This window comes from Burkholderia territorii (assembly GCF_902833055.1).
GTDB lineage: Bacteria > Pseudomonadota > Gammaproteobacteria > Burkholderiales > Burkholderiaceae > Burkholderia > Burkholderia territorii.
On record NZ_CADFEJ010000015.1, the window covers coordinates 80,550 to 102,562 of the forward strand.

Sequence of the window (22,013 nt, forward strand, 5' to 3'; positions counted from 1 at the left end):
CGTCGATGATCCCGACGGAAACCAGCATGGCAGATCCGCCCCGTTCCTATCCGCGTCACCCGGTGTTCCACGCGGGCGAGCTCGACGCGCAACACCGGTTCGGCGTCGCCGACGAAGCCGAGCGCATGAGCGACGTCGTCACGACGCGGCTGAGCATCGACGTGCGCCAGTTCGTCGAATCTCAGCCGTTCATGTTCGTCGGCACGACGCACGGCGGCCCGGCGCGCGTGACGTGCGACATCGTGCAGGGCATGCGCGACGCGAACGGCGATCTGTGGCCGGTCGTGCGCGTGATCGACACGAAGACGCTGCGCTTCGCGCTGCCCGCGCACGGCGATGGCAACCGGATCGATCCGTTCGCCTGCGACGGCAGCGGCGTCGGGCTGTTGTTCATCGATTTCGTGCGCGGCATCCGCTATCGGATCAACGGCCGCGCGACGTTGCGCGCCGATCTGCCGACGGCGGATGCTGCGCCGTGGCCGTCCGGCAGCCCGATCGTCGAACTGGCGGTTGCGCAGGCGTACGGCAACTGCGGCACGCGGGTCGTGCGGTTGCGGCCGGGCGCGTAGCGCGTCGCGGGGCCCCCCGCGCCGCGCATGCCGCACCCGCGCGGTGCGTGGCATGCCGCCTCCGGGTGCGCCCTCATGGCGCGCGGCGGCCGCACGGCGTGCAATGACGGGCTTGTCGCCGGACCGCGCGGTTCGGCACGGGACTTGCGTGTGGGACGCAGTTCCGGGCAGGTGAGGAGAACACGATGGGTCAACGAGTGGAGAACAAGGCCGAGCCGACGGCCGAGGACACGCGGTGCAGCGCGCAGGGCGACGACGCGCTCGCCGGCCAGGCCGTGGTCAGCGTCGCGCACGACGCCGACGAGCAGGCGCGCAACCTGATCGGCTGGCGACAGACCTACGACCAGCTCGCGGCCGGCCGCTTCGTCGGCACGCTGACCGAGCTGCCGCTCGACACGATGAAGCTGTTTCGCGAATCGACCAGCCACCTGCTGCGCCAGGCATGCGAGGTGCGCGGCGACGCGTACTGGTTCGGCATCCCGCTCGCCGGCGACGGCACCGCGCGCGTCGATGCGTGCCGCATCGGGCCCGGTGCGCTCGCATTCCGGCCCGGCAACGTCGAATTCGAACTGCTGACGCCCGCGCAGTTCTCGATCTACGGCGTCGTCGTGCGCGGCGACGTGCTGCGCCGCTACGCGGAGGAAGTCGAACGCCGCGCGCTCGACGAGCGGCTGTTCACGCAGCGCGTGATCCAGGCCGGCGATACGCGGCTCGCGCGCCTGTGCGCGCTGCTTGGCCGCCGGCTCGACGGCGCGGCGGCGGTGGGCGGCCCGTTGCCCGACGCGCAGCGCGACGAGCTGCAGGCCGAGGTGCTGGCCGCGCTGTTCGATGCATGCGCGCAACGGGCCGACGATGGCGCCGGCGGCGCACCGTCGACCCGGCGCTGGATCGTCGAGCAGGCGCGCGACTACGTGCTCGCGCACCGCACGCGCCCGGTCGGCGTGCCCGAGCTGTGCGAACAACTGCACGTGAGCCGGCGCACGCTGCAGTACTGCTTCCAGGACGTGCTCGGCATGGCCCCCGCGACCTACCTGCGTACGCTGCGGCTGAACGGCGCGCGGCGCGACCTGTGCGGCCGGGCGGCCGGCTCGGTGCAGGACGTTGCGGAGGCGTGGGGCTTCTGGCACCTGAGCCAGTTCGCGACCGACTACCGGCGGTTGTTCGGCAAGCGGCCGTCGGAGACGCTGCGCGAGCGCGCGGTGACGGTGGCGGCCGGGTGAGCCGTGCTGCGGCGCGTGGGCGCCGCTGCGCGCGCGATCTTTCGGCGATCGTCGTTTTCTATCCGGACGCAGCTGCCGCGTCGCGCGGCGCAGGCCACGGCACGGCGTCCCAGTCGATCGCCCGGTAGGCGGCTTCGACCGCCGCGAGATCGCCCGGTCGCTCGCTGCGGTGCAGTCCGTGCAATTCAGCCGGCACGTCGAGCACGACCGGCACGCAGTGCGGATAGTCGCGCACGCGCAGCGCCGGCCCGATCGTCGTGAAACAGCCGAGCGTCGGCACGTCGAAGCCGTCGGCGAGATGCAGCGCCGACGTATCGGGCGCGAACAGCACGCTCGCCCCCTTGACCCAGGCAATGAAGCGGGCCGTATCGGCCGCGTCGCGGCTCACTTCGACGTAGGCCGGATGCGCGACCGGGCCGAAGCCGACGACCGGCAGCCCGTAACGCCGAGCGAGCTGCTCGACGAACGTCGCGAGGAGCGCCGGCGGCACGCTGCGCACCGCGGTGCTCGCGTTCGGGCAGAACAGCACGTACGGCCGCCGCCATTCGGCCGGCAGCGCCGGCAGCGGCAGCCGCGCGAGCCAGCGGTTGCGCTTCGCGGCGGCCGGCACCGTGGCCGGATCGGCGCCGAGCGCGTCGAGGAAGAAGTCGATCATCGGCTGCCGCGCGAATGCGGGCCAGTACAGATGATTGCCGAGATCGATGCATGGCGCGTGCGCCGGCAATGCATCGGCTGCGCACGGCAACGCACGCGACGGCGCGACGACGTCGGCGGCGAGCGCATACAGCGCGTCGACGTAGCGCGGTGCGCGCGCCGGCCGGTACAGCGTGAAGTGCACGGCGGGATGCATCGCGCGCAGCGCGGCGAGCGCGGTCAGCCCGATCACCGAGTCGCCGAGCGTGACGCCCATTCCGTTGATCACGTGCACGTCCGTCACGCGGTCGTAGTCGAGCCGGAACGGTCGGTGGACGCCGTGCAGCAGCCCGAGCGCGGGCGCGGCCGCCACATGACCGTCAGCCGGGCCGCCGCCGTGCTCGAGGTCGTACGGCGCGACGAGCGTGCCGTCGGGCGCGAGCAGCGTGCCGGGATGGGCGAGCACGTCGTCGCGCGACAGCGCGAAGCCGGCCACGGCGGTGCGCAGCTCCACGGTCATGCGCCGCGCGCGCGACGGCCCTGCTCGCGGATCTGCTCGAGCGTCGCGGCCGGCGTGCTGGCGTCTTGCGGGATCCGGATCTCGATCAGCGCCGGCAGCCCGCAGGTCAGTGCGCGCTCGAGTGCCGGCGCGAACTCGGCGGTGCGCTCGACCGTCTCGCCATGCGCGCCGAATGCACGCGCATACGCGGCGAAATCGGGATTCGTGAGCCCGGTGCCGTGCACGCGGCCCGGATAGTTGCGCTCCTGATGCATGCGGATCGTGCCGAAATGCCCGTTGTTGACGACGATCGCGATGATGTTCAGCCCATACTGCATTGCGGTCGCGAGCTCGTTGCCGGCCATCATGAAGCAGCCGTCGCCGGCGAGCGCGACCACCGCTCGCGACGGATACAGCGACTTCGCGGCGAGCGCGGCGGGCAGCCCGTAGCCCATCGCGCCGCTGGTCGGCGCAAGCTGCGAGCGGAAGTGCCGGTACGCGAAGTGACGATGCAGCCAGATCGCATAGTTGCCGGCGCCGTTGGTCAGGATTGCGTCGTGCGGCAGGCGCTCTCGCAACTGCACCATCACGTCGCCGAGCTGGACGTCGCCGGGCATCGGCAGCGGCGCATGCCATTCGAGGTAGGCGCGATGCGCGTCGGCGGCCGTGCCGGCCCATGCGGGATGCGCCGGCGGATCGAGCGCGGCGAGCGGCGCCGCGATCTCCGGCATCCCCGACACGATCGGCAGGTCGGCCGCGTACACGCGGCCGAGTTCGTCCGCGCCCTGGTGCACGTGGATCAGCGTCTGGCGCGTCTTCGGGATGTCGAGCAGCGTGTAGCCGCCGGTCGTCGCTTCGCCCAGGCGCGGGCCGAGCACGAGCAGCAGGTCCGCGTCGCGGATCCGCTTGCCGAGCGCGGGATTGATCCCGAGACCGACATCGCCCGCATAGTTCGGGTGCGCGTTGTCGAAGGTGTCCTGGTAGCGGAAAGCACACGCGACCGGCAACTGCCAGCGCTCGGCGAAGGTGCGCAGGTTCGCGCATGCCTCGGGCGTCCAGCCGCTGCCGCCGACGATCGCGAACGGCCGTTCGGCGCGTGCGAGCCGTTCGCGCAGCTCGTCGACCTGCGCGGCCGACGGCGACGCCGCGACGCGCTTCGCGGCCGGCACGACCGGTTGCGGCGCGCACGCGTCCGACAGCACGTCCTCCGGCAGCGCGAGCACGACCGGGCCGGGCCGGCCGGACATCGCGACGTGGAATGCATGACTCAGGTATTCGGGAATGCGGCGCGGGTCGTCGATCTGCGCGACCCATTTCGCCATCTGGCCGAACATCCGGCGGTAGTCGATTTCCTGGAAGGCTTCGCGGTCGAGATGCTCGCGCGCGCACTGGCCGACGAAGAGGATCATCGGCGTCGAATCCTGGAACGCGGTGTGCACGCCGATCGACGCGTGGGTCGCGCCGGGGCCGCGCGTGACGAACGCGATGCCGGGGCGGCCGGTCAGCTTGCCGACCGCCTCAGCCATGTTCGCGGCGGCCGCCTCGTGGCGGCAGACGACCGTCTGGATGCGCGCGGTGTCGTCCGCCAGCGCATCGAGTACGGCGAGAAAGCTCTCGCCCGGCACGCAGAACACGCGTTCGACGTGATTGGCGAGCAACGCATCGACGAGCAGTCGCGCGCCGGTGGTGGCGCGCGGCTCGAGATCCTTGGAATGCGACATGGGCTGCCGTCTCCCTGGGTAGCGGGACGTACAGCTTACGCCTGTCGGCGGGGTGCCGGTACGCCGGCCCGTGAAAAGTGCCGGAACGCGGCGAATCCAGGCAGCGCGACCGGCTTCCCGTTGGCCGAATGGCCAGCTTGTTCGGGTGCCCCCGGCGACGGAAAGTAAGCGCTACGAATATCGAACCCGCGTTCCTGCTTCGACGCGGAAGCAGCGATCGCGCGGGACGTCACCGGGAGGCGGTTATGTACACACAGGGATTTACATCGCAGATCGAATCGTATAACGTACATCCAATGTACATCCGGACGGAGATCGATATGCATACCACGAGGGTATTTCGGAACGGCAACTCGCAGGCGGTGCGAATTCCTGCCGACCTTGCCTATGAGCGCACCGATATCGACCTGGAAATCGAGCGGGTCGGCGACGAGATCCGTATCCGTCCGGCCCGGCGGCCGTTGACTCACGTACTCGAAAAGTTCGCGCAATTCGGGCCGGAGTTCATGGCAGAAGGGCGTGGCGATCAGGAACAGGCCGAACGCGAGGGATTGTGATGCCGCGCTACATGCTGGACACCAACATGTGCATTTATCTGATGAGGAATCAGCCCGAGCAGGTCGCGAAGCGATTTGCGCAGTGCTACACGGGGGACGTCGTGATGTCGGCGATCACGTACGCCGAGCTCGAGTACGGCGTTGCCGCATGCGCGAGCCCTGCGCGGGCGCGGCGCAATCTTGCCGCGCTGGTCGACGATATCCCTGTCGCTGCGTTCGACGCGGCGGCCGCGCAAGCGTACGGTCCGGTTCGCGAGGTAACCCGCGAGCGGAAGAAGGACCACCTCGACAAACTGATTGCCGCACATGCGGTGTCGCTCGATGTTGTCCTCGTGACCAACAACGAGCGCGATTTCGTCGGCTATCCCGGGCTGCGGCTGGAGAACTGGCTGAACGATTGATGGCGGCGGTTGTGTCCGGCGGTCATGCGGGATATCGATTCGCCCGCATTCCCGCCGGATCCGGCATCAGCACTCGACGATATTCACCGCGAGCCCGCCGCGCGACGTTTCCTTGTACTTCGTCTTCATGTCGGCGCCCGTCTCGCGCATCGTCTTGATCACCGAGTCGAGCGACACATAATGCGAGCCGTCGCCGCGCAGCGCCATGCGCGCCGCGTTGACGGCCTTCACCGACGCCATCGCGTTGCGCTCGATGCACGGAATCTGCACCATCCCGCCGACCGGGTCGCAGGTGAGGCCGAGGTTGTGCTCCATCCCGATCTCGGCCGCGTTCTCGACCTGGCGCGGCGTGCCGCCGAGCACGGCCGCGAGCGCGCCGGCCGCCATCGAGCATGCGACGCCCACTTCGCCCTGGCAACCCACTTCCGCACCCGAAATCGACGCGTTGAGCTTGTACAGGATGCCGATCGCGGCGGCCGTGAGCAGGAAGTCGATCACGCCCTGTTCGTTCGCGCCCGGCGTGAAGCGCGTGTAGTAATGCAGCACGGCGGGAATGATGCCGGCCGCGCCGTTGGTCGGCGCGGTGACGACGCGGCCGCCGGCCGCGTTTTCCTCGTTGACCGCGATCGCATACAGGTTGATCCAGTCGACCATCGACAGCGGATCCTGCAGCGCGCGCTCCGGGTGGCCGGTCAGGGCGCGATACAGCTGCGGTGCGCGGCGCTTCACCTGGAACGGGCCGGGCAGGTTGCCGTCGGCGTCCGGGTTGCCGATCCCGCAGCCGCGCGACACGCACGACTGCATCACGGCCCAGATCTTCAGCAGGCCGTCGCGCGTCTCTTCCTCGGTGTGCCACGCGCGTTCGTTTTCCCACATCAGCTGCGCGATCGACTTGCCGGTCGACTCGGTCAGCGCGAGCAGCTCCGCGCCGGTGCGGAACGGATGCGTCATCTGCTCGGCCGCGCTCAGCACCTTCGTGTTCGGCGCGCCGGCCGTCACGACGAAACCGCCGCCGACCGACAGGTAAGTGCGCTCGACCAGCACGTTGCCGCTCGCGTCGGACGCGCGCAGCTTCATCCCGTTCGGGTGCTCGGGCAGCGCCTGCCGGTAGAACGCGATGTTCTCCTTCAGCACGAACGGCACCGGGTGCGTGCCGAGCAGCGCGAGCTGCTTCGTCTTGCGGACATCTTCCAGTCGCGCGTCGATCGTGTCGGGATCTACGGTGTCGGGCGCGTCGCCGAGCAGGCCGAGCATCACGCCGCGGTCGGTGCCGTGGCCCTTGCCGGTGGCGCCGAGCGAGCCGTACAACTCGACCTTCACGTTGGCCGTCGCGTCGAGCAAGCCGTCGCGCTCGAGGCCCTGGACGAACATCAGCGCCGCGCGCATCGGTCCGACCGTGTGCGAGCTGGACGGGCCGATGCCGATCTTGAAGAGGTCAAACACGCTGACTGCCATTTCGATTCCTGCCTTGCTTTGAGAATAGTGCTATCGCGCCTGCAATGGCAGGCACGCGGCCAGCCATGCGGGCGGCATGGGGGAGAGCTGCCGCGCGACGCGGGCATAGCGCCCGTCGAGCCGCGCGGCCAGATGAAAGAGTTCGGTGGCGTTTTTCGGGTCCCACTGCCCCGTGTAGCCGGGCAAGCCCGCTTCGCGGCGTTTCGCGTCGAACGGCACCGGCGAATTCACGAATTCCTCGTGCGTTTTTTCGCCGAGCGCGTACGGCACGAGCCAGTCGAGCGCGGCCGCGAGCGTCGCGCCGTTCGCGCCGCGTTCGCGCAGCCAGTTGCGGTTGAAGCGGCGCGCGGCGAGCGCGGCCGTCACGAGCGGCTGCAGGTCGTACACCGCGTAGTGCAGCGCGTCGCGTTCCTCGAAATCCCAGGTCTTGCCGTCCGGGCCGATGTTGTCGGCGAGATGCTCGACGAACAGCCGCTGCGCGGCATTCATCATCTTGCGATCGCCGAGCGTGAACGCGGACAGCGCGATCAGCTTGATCCGGTGGCTCTGCCAGTTGTTGCGCCACGTGCCGGCGAGCGGCCGCTTCTGCGCGTCGATCTGCGCGACGTAACCGGCGCCGAGCTTCGCGATGAACGCCGCCGTCGCGTTGCGGGTCTTGACCGGCAGCGCGCTCGCCGTCATGTCGTACGCGACGATCAGGCTGTCGAAGCGCGTCTCGTCGATCGGATTGAAGCTCGGCTGATAGGTGGAGACCCACGCGGACAGGAAACGGTCGACGAGCTGCAGATAGCGCGGCGCGTTCGTCACGCGCCACGCCAGCGCGGCGTCGCGCATCAGTTCCATGTCCTTCAGCGCTTCGGCGCTCTGGTCGTAGATGCCTTCGTGCGGCAGCGTGCCCTCGGTGTGCACGCGCGCCATCGCCTTCGGCTGCTCGCCGATGCGCGCGTCGACGCTGCGGATCAGCGCCTGCACGCCGGGCTCGGCCTGCGTCGTCTCGCTCGCCTGCAGCGCGGGTGCCGCGCAGAAATTCATCGCCGCACGCGCGCAGCCGGCCGTGCCGAGACCGGCTGCGGCAAGCGACAGCGACGCGACGAGCAGCGGCACGAAGCGGCGCGTGCGCGGCTGCGCGTGCGTTGCACCATGGCCCGGAAACATCGGACGCACCATGCGGAACTCCTTGATTGGCTTGATCGCGTGTGATGTTAGCCGGATTGGCGGGCAAACGTGAATCGATCGGACGGGCGGCGCACGCAAAAACCGCACGCAACCGGCGGTTGCGTGCGGTGTGGTCATGGCCGGACTCCGATGCGTGGCGCGCGTTATGCGTATTCCGACACCGGCACGCACGAGCAGAACAGGTTGCGGTCGCCGTACGCGTTGTCCGCACGGCCGACCGGCGGCCAGTACTTGTTCGTGCCGAGCGACGCGACCGGGTACGCGGCCTGCTCGCGCGAGTACGCGTGCGGCCATTCGTTCGCGGTGACGACGGCCGCGGTGTGCGGCGCATGGCGCAGCGGGTTGTCCTCGCGATCGGCGCGGCCTTCCTCGACCGCGCGGATTTCCTCGCGGATCGCGATCATCGCGGCGATGAAGCGGTCGAGTTCTTCCTGCGATTCCGATTCGGTCGGCTCGACCATCAGCGTGCCCGGCACCGGGAAGCTCATCGTCGGCGCGTGGAAGCCGTAGTCCATCAGGCGCTTCGCGACGTCGTCGACGCTGATGCCGCTGGTTTCCTTGAGCGGACGCAGGTCGAGAATGCACTCGTGCGCGACCAGCCCGCCCGGGCCCGAATACAGCACCGGGTAGTGCGGCGCGAGACGCTTCGCGATGTAGTTCGCGTTGAGGATCGCGGTTTCGGTGGCAGCCGTCAGGTTCTTCGCGCCCATCATCGCGATGTACATCCACGAGATCGGCAGGATCGACGCCGAGCCGTACGGCGCGGCCGACACCGCGCCGATGCCGTCTTCGCCGCGTGCATAACCGGTCGAACGCTGGTTCGGCAGGAACTTCGCGAGGTGCGCGCCAACCGCGACCGGGCCGACGCCCGGGCCGCCGCCGCCGTGCGGGATGCAGAACGTCTTGTGCAGGTTCAGGTGCGACACGTCGCCGCCGAACTGGCCCGGCGCGGTCAGGCCGACCATCGCGTTCATGTTCGCGCCGTCGACGTACACCTGGCCGCCGTGCGCGTGCACGATCTCGCAGATTTCGCGCACGTTCTGCTCGAACACGCCGTGCGTCGACGGATACGTGATCATGATCGCCGCGAGGTCGTTCGCGTGCTGCTCGGCCTTCGCCTTCAGGTCGGCGATGTCGACGTTGCCCTGCGCGTCGCACGCGACGACCACGACCTTCATGCCGGCCATGTGCGCGGATGCCGGGTTCGTGCCGTGCGCGGATGCCGGGATCAGGCACACGTCGCGATGCGCTTCGCCGCGCGACGCGTGATACGCGTGGATGATCAGCAGGCCCGCGTATTCGCCTTGCGAGCCGGCGTTCGGCTGCAGCGACACGGCCGCGTAGCCGGTAGCCGCGACGAGCATCTGCTCGAGCTGGTCGATCATCTCGCGGTAGCCGACGGTCTGCTCGGCCGGCGCGAACGGATGGATGCGGCCGAATTCTGGCCACGTGACCGGCAGCATTTCCGACGTCGCGTTCAGCTTCATCGTGCACGAGCCGAGCGGGATCATCGAGCGGTCGAGCGCGAGATCCTTGTCCGACAGGCTGCGCAGGTAGCGCAGCATTTCCGTTTCGGAATGGTGGCGGTTGAACACGTGGTGCGTGAGGTACGCGCTCGTGCGTTCGAGGCCGGCCGGCAGCGCCGCGGCGCCGCCGAGGCCCGCGTCCAGCGCGTCGACGGACGGCGCCGTGCCGCCCGCAGCCTGCGCGAACACGGCGAGCAGGTCGGCGAGATCGTCGCGGGTCGTCGTTTCGTCGACCGACACGCCGACTTGCGTGTCGCTCACGCGGCGCAGGTTGATGCGCTTGCTCTTCGCGAACTCGTGGACTTGCGCGGTGCGCGCGCCGGTTTCGATCGTCAGCGTGTCGAAGAACGTGTCGTTGACGGTCGCGAAGCCGAGCTGTTTCACGCCGGCGGCGAGCAACGCCGCGATGCGGTTCACGCGCAGCGCGATCGTCTTCAGGCCCTGCGGGCCGTGATAGACCGCGTACATGCTGGCCATGATCGCGAGCAGCGCCTGCGCGGTACACACGTTCGACGTCGCCTTCTCGCGGCGAATGTGCTGTTCGCGGGTTTGCAGCGCGAGACGCAGCGCGGGCTTGCCCTGCGCGTCGACGGTCACGCCGACGAGGCGGCCCGGCATCTGGCGCTTGAATTCGTCACGCACGGCCATGTACGCGGCGTGCGGGCCGCCGAAACCCATCGGCACGCCGAAGCGCTGCGTGTTGCCGACCGCGACGTCCGCGCCCCATTCGCCGGGCGGCGTCAGCACGGTCAGCGCCAGCAGGTCGGCCGCGACGACGACATGGCCGCCGGCCGCGTGGATTGCTTCGGTGAGCGCGCGGTAGTCGCGCACGTCGCCGTTCACGCCCGGGTACTGGAGCAGCACGCCGAACGCGTTGGCCTGCGCGGCGTCGGCCGCCGGGCCCGTCTTGACTTCGATGCCGATCGGCAGCGCGCGCGTGCGGACCACTTCGAGGGTTTGCGGCAGCACGTCGTCGGCGACGTAGAACACGTTCGACGCCGGCTTGCCGGTGCGCTGCAGCAGCGTCATCGCTTCGGCCGCGGCCGTTGCTTCGTCGAGCAGCGACGCGTTCGAGATCGCGAGGCCCGTCAGGTCGGCGACCATCTGCTGGAAGTTCAGGAGCGCCTCGAGGCGACCCTGGGAAATTTCGGGCTGGTACGGCGTGTAGGCCGTGTACCACGCCGGGTTTTCGAGCACGTTGCGCAGGATCACGGCCGGCGTGTGCGAGTCGTAATAGCCCTGGCCGATATACGAGCGGAACACCTGGTTCTTGTCCGCGAGCGCGCGCAGCGCGGCGAGGGCTTCGGCCTCGCTCTTCGGTTGCGCGAACGGGCCGAGCGGCAGCGGTTCGGCGCGGCGGATCGAGGCCGGGATCACGGCGTCGATCAGGGCGGCGCGCGACGCGAAGCCGAGCGTATCGAGCATGGCCTGCTGGCTGGCGGCATCGGGGCCGATGTGGCGTTCTGCGAACGCGTCGTGCGTTTCGAGCGCGGCGAGCGAGAGGGGCGTGCGGTTCATCAGGCGGTCCGGGTGTTCGAGCTTCATGGCGTGACTCTGGTCCCGCGCGGGCCGGCTGGGCGGCCGCGCGCGGTTCGGGTAGGGAAAATTAGTCGATCAGCTTGCTGTACGCGTCGGCGTCGATCAGCTTGTCGGTCGATGCGCCGGCCGCGAGCTTGATCTTGAAGAGCCACGTGCCGTATGCGTCGCTGTTGACTGCTTCCGGCGAGTCGGCGGCTTCTTCGTTGATGGCGATGACTTCGCCGGACACCGGCGAGTAGATGTCGGATGCCGCCTTCACCGATTCGACGACGCCGACGGCGTCGCCCGCGTTCACCGACTTGCCGACTTGCGGCAGCTCGAGGAAGACGATGTCGCCGAGCGTGCTCTGCGCGTGATCGGTGATGCCGACCGTCAGCGTGCCGTCTGCTTCGGTGCGGATCCACTCGTGTTCGTCGGTGTACTTCAGATCGGCCGGGACGTTGCTCATCGGATGCTCCTGGATAAAAGGGTGTGTTCGTTATGCTTGGCGCGCCGCCGGGGCGCGCCGGGTGTGGTTGCGCCGGGCGCCATTTCCCGGCTTCCCGGGAAGCGGCCTCCCGGTCGCCTCCCGATCGTTACGCAGCGAGGACCTTGCCGTTGCGCACGAACGGCAGTTTTACCACGCGCGCGGGAAGTTGCTTGTCTCGAATCTGCACATGAACGATGTCGCCGATCTGGACCGCCGTCGGCACGCGCGCGAACGCGATCGATTCCTGCATCGACGGCGAGAACGTGCCGCTCGTGATCTCGCCTTCGCCGTGCGGCGTGACGACTTTTTGATGGGCGCGCAGCACGCCGCCCGCCTTGCCGTTTTCCTTCTGAAGAATCAGGCCGACGAACGCGGCGCGCGAGCCGTCGCGCTCGAGCGCGGCGCGGCCGACGAACTCGCGCGGCGCGGACAGGTCGACCGTCCACGCGAGGCCCGCGTCGAGCGGGGATACCGTGTCGTCCATGTCCTGGCCGTACAGGTTCATGCCGGCCTCGAGACGCAGCGTGTCGCGCGCGCCGAGCCCGCACGGGCGCACGCCGTTTTGCTGCAGCGCGTTCCACAGCGCCTCGACGTGCACGGCCGGGACGATCACTTCGAAGCCGTCCTCGCCGGTGTAGCCGGTGCGCGCGACGGTGAGATCGCCGAACGGCGTGCCGGCGACCTGCGCGGCATTGAACGGCTTCAGTTCGCTGGTCGCGGCACGTGCGGCGGGCACCGTCTTCCAGACCTTCTCACGGGCGTTCGGGCCCTGCACGGCGACGATCGCGAAATCGCGGCGCGGCGCGATGGTCAGGCCGTAGCCGCCTTGTTCGTTGAGCTGGTTGAACCACGCGATGTCCTTCTCGGCCGTGCCGGCGTTGACGACGACGCGGAAGAATTCTTCGGTGAAGTAGTAGACGATCAGGTCGTCGACGACGCCGCCCTGCGGATTGAGCAGGCACGAGTAGAGCGCCTTGCCGGGCGTCTTGAGCTTGCCGACGTTGTTGGCGATCGCGTGTTCGAAGAACGCGCGCACGCGGCTGCCGGTGAAGTCGACCACGCACATGTGCGACACGTCGAACATGCCGGCGTCGGTGCGCACGGCTTCGTGTTCTTCGATCTGCGAGCCGTAGTTGACGGGCATGTCCCAGCCGCCGAAGTCGACCATGCGGGCATTGAGCGCGCGGTGCGCGGCGTTGAGCGGGGTTTGATTCAGTGCAGTCATCGAGGCCTCAGGCAAGGCGCTTGCGCGCGGGTCAGAACGGCCATGTGCCGACCGTCGCGGCCATGGGCCTGCGAGCGATGCGATACATGCCCCTCTGTCCTCGATACCTGAGAGATTGCGCCGCGGCCACGAGCCGGCGAACGCGCGCCCCTTCGGTGGGCAGCCTGCCCGCGCTGCATCTGCGCAACGGGCTACTGCCGCTCTCCAGAGTGCGGGGAGTGCGGCCCGCGCGATGCGCGGACGGGAATCCCCGACGCGGTCGGTCCTTTTGCCTGAGAGTTTGCGGGTGTGCCCCTTCGGCGGCGCAACCGGCGTTGCTGATAGCGAACTACGCGGTCACACGCTCTCCCGACGCGTGCGGGCGACTGTACGCGAGCGGGTGGGCATTGTCAATTTGCGCAAAAGAATGTCGCTTCGCGACAAGCGGCGGCGCGGGATCGCCGCCGCTTCCGCCGGCGCCGGCAGGCGCCGGCATGGCCGGTATTACTCGCCGATCGCGCGCGCGGCCGTGTCGAGTTCCTGGTTCAGCACGCGCTGCTCGTCGCCGGACAGGCCGCCGTTGTGCTGCGCCGACATGTCGTTCGCTTCCTGGCGGATCACGTCGAGCCGGTGGTGCAGCTGCGCGCCGTACGGCGGCGGGTAGTAGCCGCCGTTGACGCGAGCGTCGATCCGGCGGTGCAGGTTGTCGATCCGGCCCTGGACCTCCTGCAGACGGTCGTTCGCGACGACCTGCGGATTCGGCCGCGGGGGCGGGGGTGCCTGTCGGGCCGGCCGCTGCGGCTGCACGATACAGGCCGCGAGCGAGGAAACCAGGACGCAGCATGCCGCTGCGCGAATCAACCGTTGCATCACATTCTCCTGACGGTTTGGTGTCGGATCGACTTTTTGAGAAACGCATCAGACCGGGTGAGCGCTGACTTTCGTTCCCGCACCATTTGTAACGGAATGTTCGGGATCGCCGGCCGCGGCGGCTGACGCGTGCCGCTGCCGGGCGCTGGCGGCCGCTGGCGCGGCGCGCGGCGCGGCCGAGGCCGGGGCGGCACCGACCCGGCCGGCGGCCGTCAGACGGTGCGGCGCACGAATGGTACCCGGCGGCCATCGTGCTCGCTTTGCGCGGCGAGCTCGATGATCGTCATCACGTCGACGGCATCCTGCGGCGTGACCGGGAACGCCGCGCCGTCATGGACCGACGCGGCGAGCGCGCGATAGAACTCCGCGTACTGGCCATCGAGCGTCGGCACCGGCCGCTCGACCTCGACTTCGCCGTCGAGCACGCGCAGCACGCCGGGTGGGTTGCCGCCGCCGAACTCGACGTGGTCCGGCGTGAGGCCGGCCTTCAACTGGTCTTCCTGCGTGTCGAGCCCGAACTTCTGATAGCTGCCGCGCGTGCCGTGCAGCGTGAAGCGCGCGGGCTCGATCGCCGACAGCGCGCTCGCGTGCAGCGCGACGTCCTTGTCCGGATAGCCGAGCAGCAGATGCACGAAATCGGGCGCCGTGCCGTTGTCGCGGCGCGTCTTGACCGTGGCGCTGACCGTTTCCGGCAGCCCGAACAGCGCGAGCGCCTGGTCGATCAGGTGCGGGCCGAGGTCGAGCAGCAGGCCGCCGCCGCGAGCGGGCTCCTCGCGCCAGCGCGTGCGCGGGGTCGGCCGGAAGCGGTCGAAGTGCGACGCGAAATACGTGAGCCGGCCGAGTTCGCCGGATTCGACGATGCGCCGCACGGTGAGGAAGTCGCCGTCCCAGCGGCGATTGTGGAACGGCGCGAACAGGCGGCTGCGCGCGTTCGCGAGCCGCGCGAGCGCCAGTGCTTCGTCGGCCGTGAGCGTGACGGGCTTGTCGACGACGACGTGGCGGCCGGCTTCGAGCACCTGGCGCGCGAGCGTGAAGTGCGTGTCGTTCGGCGTGGCGATCACCACGCAGTCGATGTCGTCGAGGCCGAGCAGCGTGTCGAGATCGGGGACGATGCGTGCGCCCGGATAGGCGGCGCGCGCGCGATCGGGCTGCCCCGTCGCGATCGCGGCGATCTCGGTGCGACCGCTCGCGGCTATCACGGGCGCGTGGAACGTCGCACCGGCGAAACCGAAACCCATCAAACCAATCCTGAGCAATGACGACATGGCAATCCTTGGCTGCGTACGAAGGGAGCAAAGCGCTGCGGCCACCGGCCGCGCGGACGGCTATTGTGGCACGGCGGCACGCGCGCGAGCGGGCGTTGGCCGAACGGTCAGGGAACCGGTGCGCGGACCCCGGCCGAATGGCCGGCCATGTGCCGACCGGCGCGCGAATCCGACACAATGGGAGCCGTTTCGACGCGTGTCGCGCGTCGCCTGCTTGCCTCGTTACCGGATCGAAACCATGGGATATCCGCTTGCCACCGCCGCGCTGGGCCCGTTGCTGCTGTTGCAGGGGCGACGCGTGCGCCGCGTCACGCCACGGCTTGCCGAGGCGGCGGGCCCGCGCAACGGCACGGCCGGCGACGGGCCGCCGCTGCGCGTGCTGGTGCTGGGGGATTCGGCTGCCGCGGGCGTCGGTATCGCGTCGCAGCGCGACGCGCTGTCGGGGCAGCTCGCCCGCGCGCTTGCGGCATCGCACCGCGTGAGCTGGACATTGCTGGCGCGCACCGGGCTGACCGCCGAGGAACTGGTCGACTGGCTTGCCGCCGAGCCGGCGCGGCCGTTCGATGCGGCGGTCACGTCGCTCGGCGTGAACGACGTGACGGGCGGCGTGTCGCCGGCGCGCTGGCGCGCCGCGCAGGCGGCGCTCGTCGAGCTGCTCGCCGCGCGGTTCGGGGTTGCGCACGTGATCCTGTCGGCGGTGCCGCCGATCGAGCGCTTTCCGGCGCTGCCGCAGCCTCTTGCCTGGTATCTCGGCCTGCGCGCGAGGCGGCTTAACGCGACGCTCGCCGAGTGGGCCGCGACGCAGCCGCGCTGTACGTTCCTGCGCGTTGCGCTGCCGCTCGAGCCGCACCTGATGGCGGCGGACGGCTTTCATCCCGGCGCGGCCGCGTGCGCCGTCTGGGCCGCACAGGCCGCCGACGCGCTCAGGCAGCGCCTTGGCGCGTGACGGCGCGCCGGGCGCGAATCGTCAGCGGGTGCGGTTCATCCGGATCACGCCGTCGGTGCCCGTCTCGAAGCTCACCTGCCGCGCGAACGACGGATGCTGCGCGACGAGTTCGTCGCCCATCGCGAACCAGGTGTAGCCGAGCGTCTTCAGGTAGTCGAGCAGCGCGGCGCGCTTTTCCGAGAACCATTCGAGGTTCCAGGCCTCGAGCAGCAGCGGCGGGAAGCCGTGCCGTTCGAGAAACGCCGTGCCGCCCTTGAGCACGTCGAGCTCGAGCCCTTCGACGTCGATCTTGATCAGCGCGGGCGACTTCGGGAAGTTCAGCGTGTCGAGGCGGGCGATCGGCACGTCGCTCGGCTGCTGGCTCGCGACGGTCTCGACCGAATTGCGGCGCATGTTGAACTGCTCGTCGAGCGAGAAGCCGCCGATGTTGATCGAGCGCGAATAGTCGATCGCGGGCAGCGGGATGATGCCGTCCTGGTTGCCGATCGCGACGTTGAACGCGTGCACGTTCTCGAGCCGGTTCAGGAACACGTTGCCGCACAGCTGGTAATAAACGATGCGCTGCGGCTCGAACGCGTAGACCATGCCGCCCTGCGCGGCGATGCTCTTGGCGACCGGCACCGCGTACGCGCCGAGATTCGCGCCGATGTCGAGGACCAGCGGCGCTTCCTCGTTCGCGTAGAACATCTGGCTGATGGTCAGCAGCGACGCGTCCCAGGAGCCGTTGTAATAGAGATTCGCCGAAATCGCGTCCCGGGTCGCGAACAGCAGGTAATCGGCGTGGTCGGTCTTGACGAGGTTGACTCTGGGTAGCATGGCGCGTGATGTCAGGGTTGTCGGGCGAAGAAGACGAAGGGGACGAAGAGGGCGGCGTGCGTGCATCGCGCGGCGACGCGCGGACGCTCGCCGCCGCCCCCGCGTGTCAGGCCAGGTAGTTCGACCACTTCTGGTGTTCGCGGTAGTACTGCTCCTCCGCGTCCGTCAGGCCGGTCTCCTTGTACCAGGGGATGTGCTTGCAGGTGTAGCGGCCCGCGAACCGCACGCCGCAGAGATGCGAGTCGCGGCGGAAGTAGCGCTTGTTGTAGACGGCGAACGTCGTATCGATCGGCGCGTTGTAGATCGGGTCGCCGCCCGCCGTGCTGCCGATCTGGTGGCGCCAGAAATTCGCCTCCCATTCGAGCGTCGTGTATTGGCGGTCGCCGCAGAAGAGCGTCGTTTCCTTCATCAGCTCCGGTTGCGAGATGTCGAGCGCGAAGCCGGCCTTGCCGGTCTGGAATGCTTCGGTTGCGTCGATCAGCTCGAACAGGAATTCGGGCGGCAGCGCGTCGTTCAGTTCGAGGTCCGGATCGGTCACGCAGAAGGTGTCCGGCAGGCGCGCGTAGTTCGCGTCCGACAGAAACACGTCGCGCGGGCCCGCGTTGCGATCGAGGCGCACGACGGTCGCGTCGTCCTGCACGCTTTCCAGGAACGCGAGCATGTCGGGCGCGCTCGACGCGTTATCGACGATCACGATGTTGCGCAGGCCGCGCGCCTTCAGCTGGGCGACCATCCGGCGCGTATAGGTCGGATTGTTGAACGTCGGGATCAGCACCGGCACCGTGGCGACCAGCCCGCCCGCGAAATGGCGGAACTGGCGGCTGCCCGGCAGCGTCGTGCAGAGCGTCGCGTTCGGCACCAGCGGCATCGCGACCGGCTGCGGCGCGGGCGCGGATTGCATCACGTGCGCCTCGAGCTCCGCGAGATCCTGGCGCGTGTCGGCGTCGTCGGGCATCAGCGCGGCGGCCTTGCGCATCGGCGCGAGGGCTTGCGCGTGGCGCTCCTGCTGAACCAGCGTGACGGCCAGCGCCCGCCAGCCGAGGCCGACGTCCGGCATCCATTCGGTCAGCTGGGTCGCGATGCCTTCGGCCTGCGCGAATTGCCGCTTGTCGAGCAGCGCCGCGAGCGTGTTCATGAATTCGGAGAGAACGGCCGCCAGCTCGTCGGCGGAGGCCGACGGCGCATCGGCCGCCGCGAGTTCGAGCGACAGCGCGTCGATGCCGTGCGTGCGCGCCTGTGCGACCAATGCGCGCGCCGCATCCATCTGGTTGTCGCGCGTCAACGCGTCGATGCACGCGATCCAGTAGCGCCGCTGCGACGGCTCGGTCGCCACCGCGGCCCGGAAATGCCGCAACGCGGCGTCGCGCCGGTCGAGCTGTTCGAGCACCGTCGCGAGGCGGAGGTGCGAATCGGCGTGTTCGGGGTGGGCTTGCAGGATCTGGCGGTAGGCCTGCTCCGCGTCCAGCAGCGAGCCGGCGGCGTGAAGCGCGGCGGCGCGGGCCAGCTCGGCCTCGGAGACGGGAGCGGCGATGACGGTGTCATTCATGGCGGCGGAAGTCGATGACGGCGAATGAAGGGCGTCGGCGCGTACTCGCCGACGTTTCGCGTATGTTGCCGCCGGGGGCCGCGCGGCCATGGACCAAACAGAGGGGAGATTTGCTGCCTGTTCGAATGTTCGGCGGGCGTCCGGCGGCATGGGCCGCGCGCCGGGAAAGGAGGCGGGGAGCGAAGCAGGAAAGCGCTCGGAAAAAGGGGCGCGAAGCCTGCCCGCGCCGCGGGTCTCCGCCCGGCGGCATCGTCGGCCGCCGGCCGCCGCCGACGTGTTAACATGCGCGTCCTGCCCCGCGTGTCCGCCTGCAATCCAGGCCTGCCGCGCGCGGCATCCTCCCGGCGTTCCGCCGTCAACCGCAACATCATCCGTCATCATGTCCGCAGGCCTCAACCCCGCTCAGAACGAAGCGGTGCGCTACCTCGACGGTCCCTGCCTCGTGCTCGCCGGCGCGGGCAGCGGCAAGACCCGCGTGATCACGCAGAAGATCGCGCACCTGATCGAAGCGAAAGGTTTCGAGCCGCGCCACATCGCGGCCGTCACGTTCACGAACAAGGCCGCCGCCGAAATGCGCGAGCGCGTGTCGAAGCTGCTGGAGGGCAAGACGCTCACCACGCCCGGCAAGGAAGGCCGCAAGGTGCCGGTCAACCAGCTCACCGTGTGCACGTTCCACTCGCTCGGCGTGCAGATCCTGCGTCAGGAGGCCGAGCACGTCGGCCTGAAGCCGCAGTTCTCGATCATGGATTCGGACGACTGCTTCGGGATGATCCAGGAGCAGATCGGCACCACGGACAAGGGCCTGATCCGCAAGATCCAGAGCACGATCTCGCTGTGGAAGAACGGCCTGATCATGCCCGAGGAGGCGATGACGATCGCGGCCAACGAGGACGAGCACCAGGCGGCGCTGGTTTACCGCAATTACGTCGCGACGCTGCACGCGTACCAGGCGGTCGACTTCGACGACCTGATCCGGCTGCCGGCCGAGCTGTTCGCGAAGAACGAGCAGGTGCGCGACCGCTGGCAGAACAAGCTGCGCTACCTGCTGATCGACGAATACCAGGACACCAACGCGTGCCAGTACGAGCTGCTGAAGCTGCTCGCCGGCCCGCGCGCCGCGTTCACCGCGGTGGGCGACGACGATCAGGCGATCTACGGCTGGCGCGGCGCGACGCTCGAGAACCTCGCGCAGCTCGGCAAGGATTTCCCGAAGCTGCACGTGATCAAGCTCGAGCAGAACTACCGCTCGACGGTGCGAATCCTCACCGCCGCGAACAACGTGATCGCGAACAACCCGAAGCTGTTCGAGAAGAAGCTGTGGTCCGAGCACGGGATGGGCGATTCGATCACCGTCACGGCGTGCAACGACGAAGAGCACGAAGCCGAATCGGTCGTGTTCCGGCTGTCCGCGCACAAGTTCGAGCGGCGCACGCAGTTCCGCGATTACGCGATCCTGTATCGCGGCAACTTCCAGGCGCGGATCTTCGAGCAGGTGCTGCGGCGCGAGCGGATTCCGTACGTGCTGTCGGGCGGCCAGTCGTTCTTCGACAAGGCCGAGATCAAGGACCTGTGCGCGTACCTGCGCCTGATCGCGAACGCCGACGACGATCCCGCGTTCATCCGCGCCGTCACGACGCCGCGCCGCGGGATCGGCAACACGACGCTGGAAGCGCTCGGCTCGTTCGCGGGCCAGGCGAAGGTGTCGCTGTTCGAGGCCGTGTACATGGGCGGGATCGAGGCGCGGCTGTCGGCGCGGCAGATCGAGCCGCTGCGGATGTTCTGCGACTTCATCCAGCGCCTGACCGATCGCGCGGACAAGGAGCCCGCGACCGTCGTGCTCGACGACATGATGGAGGCCATTCACTACGAGGCCTACCTGTACGACGCGTTCGACGAGCGGCAGGCGCAGTCGAAGTGGCAGAACGTGCTCGAATTCCTCGAATGGCTGAAGCGCAAGGGCACCAAGCCCGAGGCGGAAGCCGTCGACGGCGAGGCCGACGGTTTCCACAACGCGGACGGCCTGGCTGACACCGGCAAGAACCTGCTCGGCCTGATCCAGACGGTCGCGCTGATGTCGATGCTCGAAGGCAAGGACGAGGATCCGGACGCGGTGCGGTTGTCGACCGTCCATGCGTCGAAGGGGCTCGAGTATCCGCACGTGTTCCTGGTGGGCGTCGAGGAAGGGATCATGCCGCATCGCGGCAGCAGCGAGGACGACGGCCCGATCGACAACGAGCGGATCGAGGAGGAGCGCCGGCTGATGTACGTCGCGATCACGCGTGCGCAGCGCAGCCTGCATCTGAACTGGTGCAAGAAGCGCAAGCGGGCGCGCGAGACGGTCGTGTGCGAACCGTCGCGCTTCATCCCCGAGATGGGTCTCGACGACGCGCCGCCGCCGACGCCGGAGGAAGCGCCGATGACGCCGAAGGACCGGCTCGCGAGCCTGAAGGCGCTGTTGCAGAAGTGACGTGCGCGGCGGCCGGCCTGGCCGTCCCGGCAACGAAAAACCCCCGCGATGCGCGTGCGCTGCGGGGGTTTTTTCTGGACGGCAGGCGTTACTTCGAGGCGTTGACCATGTAGTCGACGGCCGCCTTCACGTCGGCGTCCGACGCGTTCGACCCGCCCTTCGGCGGCATCGCGCCCTTGCCGTGCAGCGCGTAGTTGTAGACGGTATCCATCGAATCCTTCAGGCGCGGCGCCCAATCCTCCTTGCTGCCGAACTTGGGCGCGCCGAGCACGCCGGCCGCGTGACACGCCTGGCAGACCTGCGTGTACAGCGCCTTGCCGGCCGATGCGGCGTCGGCGCTGGTCGGCGCGGCCGCGGGCTTTTCGCCGGCCTTCGGAATCGCGGCGATCGCGGCCATCGCGGCGGCGGCCTGCGCGTTCGATGCGTCGGTGCCCGATGCGCCTGCCGCACCCGCCGCGCCGCTCGCCGCCGTTGCCGCATTGGCGGCCGGGGCAGCCGGTTCGGGGAAGTTCGCACCGTCGTTGTTCGCCATGTAGACGATCGCGCGCGCGATTTCATAGTCGCTGACGTCGTCGGGACTCGTGCCGCCGCGCGGCGGCATCGCGCCCTTGCCGGACAGCGCCGTCTTCAGCAGCGTGTCGAAGCCCTGCGAGATGCGCGGTGCCCAGTCGTCCTTGTTGCCGAACTTCGGCGCGCCGGCGGCGCCCGTGCCGTGACAGGTCACGCACACGGCCTTGTAGACTTCCTCGCCGGTCTTGTACGTGCGGGGCGCGTTGGCGTCCTTCACCTCGACCTTCGCGATCGGGGCAATCCGCGCGGCGACCTGCTCGTCCGACAGCGCGTCCGTGCCTGCGCCCGAACGGAACGCATGGTTGGCGTAGGTGGCAAACAGGACGATCAGGGCGATCGGAATCGCGAATGATGCGATGACGACGGCAATCAGCTGCCCGGGGGTTTTGACGGGAGATTCGTGGGGTGCTTCGCTCATGCTTGCCTCGTCTCCATGAATAGGAATTGTGAGCGCGGTGCAACGGCAAAATGGCAGTCCAATGAAGCACGGACGATTATAGACGGAACGTTTACATCACGGCGAGCGGCGCGAAGGCGCGTGTTTACCCGCACGAATTGGGGGAC

At 69.0% G+C, this 22,013-nt stretch carries 18 protein-coding genes and 2 riboswitches; of the genes, 6 read left to right on the forward strand and 12 right to left on the reverse strand.

The genetic code is table 11. The features are described 5' to 3' along the window. Positions 1-26: 26 nt before the first annotated feature. The gene (locus HW466_RS22745; protein ID WP_151007353.1) at positions 27-569 is read left to right on the forward strand and encodes a hypothetical protein; all 543 of its coding nucleotides are present in this window, start codon (positions 27-29) and stop codon (positions 567-569) included. Between the two features lie 185 nt (positions 570-754). Continuing rightward, positions 755-1,789: a helix-turn-helix domain-containing protein gene (locus HW466_RS22750; protein WP_174906076.1), complete on the forward strand. Its 1,035-nt coding sequence runs from the start codon at positions 755-757 to the stop codon at positions 1,787-1,789. Positions 1,790-1,847: 58 nt separating this feature from the next. Here the strand turns inward: HW466_RS22750 and HW466_RS22755 are convergent, their stop codons facing one another. Then, the gene (locus HW466_RS22755; RefSeq protein ID WP_174906077.1) at positions 1,848-2,942 is read right to left on the reverse strand and encodes a glycosyltransferase family protein; all 1,095 of its coding nucleotides are present in this window, start codon (positions 2,940-2,942) and stop codon (positions 1,848-1,850) included. Next, positions 2,939-4,642, reverse strand: a complete 1,704-nt coding sequence (locus HW466_RS22760; protein ID WP_174906078.1) for a thiamine pyrophosphate-binding protein — start codon at positions 4,640-4,642, stop codon at positions 2,939-2,941. The genes HW466_RS22755 and HW466_RS22760 overlap by 4 nt, the downstream gene beginning before the upstream one ends. 320 nt (positions 4,643-4,962) lie before the next feature. Between HW466_RS22760 and vapB the strand changes: the two genes are divergently transcribed. Beyond that, entirely contained in the window at positions 4,963-5,199 is a 237-nt protein-coding gene (gene vapB / locus HW466_RS22765; protein ID WP_059546521.1) for a type II toxin-antitoxin system VapB family antitoxin, read from the forward strand. Next, entirely contained in the window at positions 5,199-5,600 is a 402-nt protein-coding gene (locus HW466_RS22770; protein WP_151006065.1) for a type II toxin-antitoxin system VapC family toxin, read from the forward strand. The genes vapB and HW466_RS22770 overlap by 1 nt, the downstream gene beginning before the upstream one ends. A 66-nt stretch (positions 5,601-5,666) precedes the next feature. On the opposite strand, the gene HW466_RS22775 is transcribed toward HW466_RS22770, so the two are convergent. The 7 genes from HW466_RS22775 to HW466_RS22805 all read right to left on the reverse strand — a co-directional run bounded on the left by HW466_RS22775 (position 5,667) and on the right by HW466_RS22805 (position 15,104). After that, entirely contained in the window at positions 5,667-7,055 is a 1,389-nt protein-coding gene (locus HW466_RS22775; protein ID WP_059465050.1) for an L-serine ammonia-lyase, read from the reverse strand. 30 nt (positions 7,056-7,085) lie between these two features. Then, the gene (locus HW466_RS22780) at positions 7,086-8,222 is read right to left on the reverse strand and encodes an alginate lyase family protein (RefSeq protein WP_059452601.1); all 1,137 of its coding nucleotides are present in this window, start codon (positions 8,220-8,222) and stop codon (positions 7,086-7,088) included. Positions 8,223-8,374: 152 nt separating this feature from the next. Continuing rightward, positions 8,375-11,302: an aminomethyl-transferring glycine dehydrogenase gene (gene gcvP / locus HW466_RS22785; RefSeq protein WP_059505531.1), complete on the reverse strand. Its 2,928-nt coding sequence runs from the start codon at positions 11,300-11,302 to the stop codon at positions 8,375-8,377. A gap of 61 nt (positions 11,303-11,363) precedes the next feature. Next, positions 11,364-11,744: a glycine cleavage system protein GcvH gene (gene gcvH / locus HW466_RS22790; RefSeq protein ID WP_059505529.1), complete on the reverse strand. Its 381-nt coding sequence runs from the start codon at positions 11,742-11,744 to the stop codon at positions 11,364-11,366. Between the two features lie 127 nt (positions 11,745-11,871). Continuing rightward, the gene (gcvT, locus tag HW466_RS22795; protein ID WP_059452604.1) at positions 11,872-12,990 is read right to left on the reverse strand and encodes a glycine cleavage system aminomethyltransferase GcvT; all 1,119 of its coding nucleotides are present in this window, start codon (positions 12,988-12,990) and stop codon (positions 11,872-11,874) included. An 84-nt stretch (positions 12,991-13,074) separates the two neighbouring features. Next, positions 13,075-13,208: riboswitch (glycine riboswitch) on the reverse strand. Positions 13,209-13,240: 32 nt separating this feature from the next. Further along, a riboswitch (glycine riboswitch) is annotated at positions 13,241-13,351 on the reverse strand. A gap of 122 nt (positions 13,352-13,473) precedes the next feature. Then, entirely contained in the window at positions 13,474-13,839 is a 366-nt protein-coding gene (locus tag HW466_RS22800) for a hypothetical protein (RefSeq protein ID WP_059452605.1), read from the reverse strand. Between the two features lie 212 nt (positions 13,840-14,051). Next, positions 14,052-15,104: an oxidoreductase gene (locus tag HW466_RS22805; protein ID WP_059505525.1), complete on the reverse strand. Its 1,053-nt coding sequence runs from the start codon at positions 15,102-15,104 to the stop codon at positions 14,052-14,054. Between the two features lie 238 nt (positions 15,105-15,342). Here HW466_RS22805 and HW466_RS22810 point away from each other — a divergent pair, with 238 nt between their 5' ends. Continuing rightward, complete coding sequence (locus tag HW466_RS22810; protein WP_174905974.1) at positions 15,343-16,050, forward strand: SGNH/GDSL hydrolase family protein; 708 nt, start codon at positions 15,343-15,345, stop codon at positions 16,048-16,050. A gap of 21 nt (positions 16,051-16,071) precedes the next feature. Here HW466_RS22810 and HW466_RS22815 read toward each other — a convergent pair whose 3' ends face one another. Both HW466_RS22815 and HW466_RS22820 read right to left on the reverse strand, forming a co-directional pair. Further along, a complete protein-coding gene (locus tag HW466_RS22815; RefSeq protein WP_059452608.1) occupies positions 16,072-16,866 on the reverse strand; it encodes an FkbM family methyltransferase in 795 nt (264 codons plus the stop codon). Positions 16,867-16,972: 106 nt separating this feature from the next. Continuing rightward, positions 16,973-18,412 carry a glycosyltransferase family 2 protein gene (locus tag HW466_RS22820; RefSeq protein WP_170296726.1) on the reverse strand — a complete coding sequence of 480 codons (1,440 nt, stop codon included), beginning with the start codon at positions 18,410-18,412 and terminating at the stop codon, positions 16,973-16,975. 379 nt (positions 18,413-18,791) lie between these two features. Here HW466_RS22820 and HW466_RS22825 point away from each other — a divergent pair, with 379 nt between their 5' ends. Beyond that, the gene (locus HW466_RS22825) at positions 18,792-20,879 is read left to right on the forward strand and encodes a UvrD-helicase domain-containing protein (protein WP_151006181.1); all 2,088 of its coding nucleotides are present in this window, start codon (positions 18,792-18,794) and stop codon (positions 20,877-20,879) included. Between the two features lie 88 nt (positions 20,880-20,967). On the opposite strand, the gene HW466_RS22830 is transcribed toward HW466_RS22825, so the two are convergent. Beyond that, entirely contained in the window at positions 20,968-21,867 is a 900-nt protein-coding gene (locus tag HW466_RS22830; protein ID WP_174905975.1) for a c-type cytochrome, read from the reverse strand. Positions 21,868-22,013 lie beyond the last annotated feature (146 nt).

What these genes read in the sequence shown, in the direction of transcription:
- HW466_RS22745 (WP_151007353.1), top strand. Translation starts at nt 27, where the DNA reads ATGGCAGATCCGCCCCGTTCCTATCCGCGTCACCCGGTGTTCCACGCG.
- HW466_RS22750 (WP_174906076.1), top strand. Translation starts at nt 755, where the DNA reads ATGGGTCAACGAGTGGAGAACAAGGCCGAGCCGACGGCCGAGGACACG.
- HW466_RS22755 (WP_174906077.1), bottom strand. Translation starts at nt 2,942, where the DNA reads ATGACCGTGGAGCTGCGCACCGCCGTGGCCGGCTTCGCGCTGTCGCGC.
- HW466_RS22760 (WP_174906078.1), bottom strand. Translation starts at nt 4,642, where the DNA reads ATGTCGCATTCCAAGGATCTCGAGCCGCGCGCCACCACCGGCGCGCGA.
- vapB (WP_059546521.1), top strand. Translation starts at nt 4,963, where the DNA reads ATGCATACCACGAGGGTATTTCGGAACGGCAACTCGCAGGCGGTGCGA.
- HW466_RS22770 (WP_151006065.1), top strand. Translation starts at nt 5,199, where the DNA reads ATGCCGCGCTACATGCTGGACACCAACATGTGCATTTATCTGATGAGG.
- HW466_RS22775 (WP_059465050.1), bottom strand. Translation starts at nt 7,055, where the DNA reads ATGGCAGTCAGCGTGTTTGACCTCTTCAAGATCGGCATCGGCCCGTCC.
- HW466_RS22780 (WP_059452601.1), bottom strand. Translation starts at nt 8,222, where the DNA reads ATGGTGCGTCCGATGTTTCCGGGCCATGGTGCAACGCACGCGCAGCCG.
- gcvP (WP_059505531.1), bottom strand. Translation starts at nt 11,302, where the DNA reads ATGAAGCTCGAACACCCGGACCGCCTGATGAACCGCACGCCCCTCTCG.
- gcvH (WP_059505529.1), bottom strand. Translation starts at nt 11,744, where the DNA reads ATGAGCAACGTCCCGGCCGATCTGAAGTACACCGACGAACACGAGTGG.
- gcvT (WP_059452604.1), bottom strand. Translation starts at nt 12,990, where the DNA reads ATGACTGCACTGAATCAAACCCCGCTCAACGCCGCGCACCGCGCGCTC.
- HW466_RS22800 (WP_059452605.1), bottom strand. Translation starts at nt 13,839, where the DNA reads ATGCAACGGTTGATTCGCGCAGCGGCATGCTGCGTCCTGGTTTCCTCG.
- HW466_RS22805 (WP_059505525.1), bottom strand. Translation starts at nt 15,104, where the DNA reads ATGTCGTCATTGCTCAGGATTGGTTTGATGGGTTTCGGTTTCGCCGGT.
- HW466_RS22810 (WP_174905974.1), top strand. Translation starts at nt 15,343, where the DNA reads ATGGGATATCCGCTTGCCACCGCCGCGCTGGGCCCGTTGCTGCTGTTG.
- HW466_RS22815 (WP_059452608.1), bottom strand. Translation starts at nt 16,866, where the DNA reads ATGCTACCCAGAGTCAACCTCGTCAAGACCGACCACGCCGATTACCTG.
- HW466_RS22820 (WP_170296726.1), bottom strand. Translation starts at nt 18,412, where the DNA reads ATGAATGACACCGTCATCGCCGCTCCCGTCTCCGAGGCCGAGCTGGCC.
- HW466_RS22825 (WP_151006181.1), top strand. Translation starts at nt 18,792, where the DNA reads ATGTCCGCAGGCCTCAACCCCGCTCAGAACGAAGCGGTGCGCTACCTC.
- HW466_RS22830 (WP_174905975.1), bottom strand. Translation starts at nt 21,867, where the DNA reads ATGAGCGAAGCACCCCACGAATCTCCCGTCAAAACCCCCGGGCAGCTG.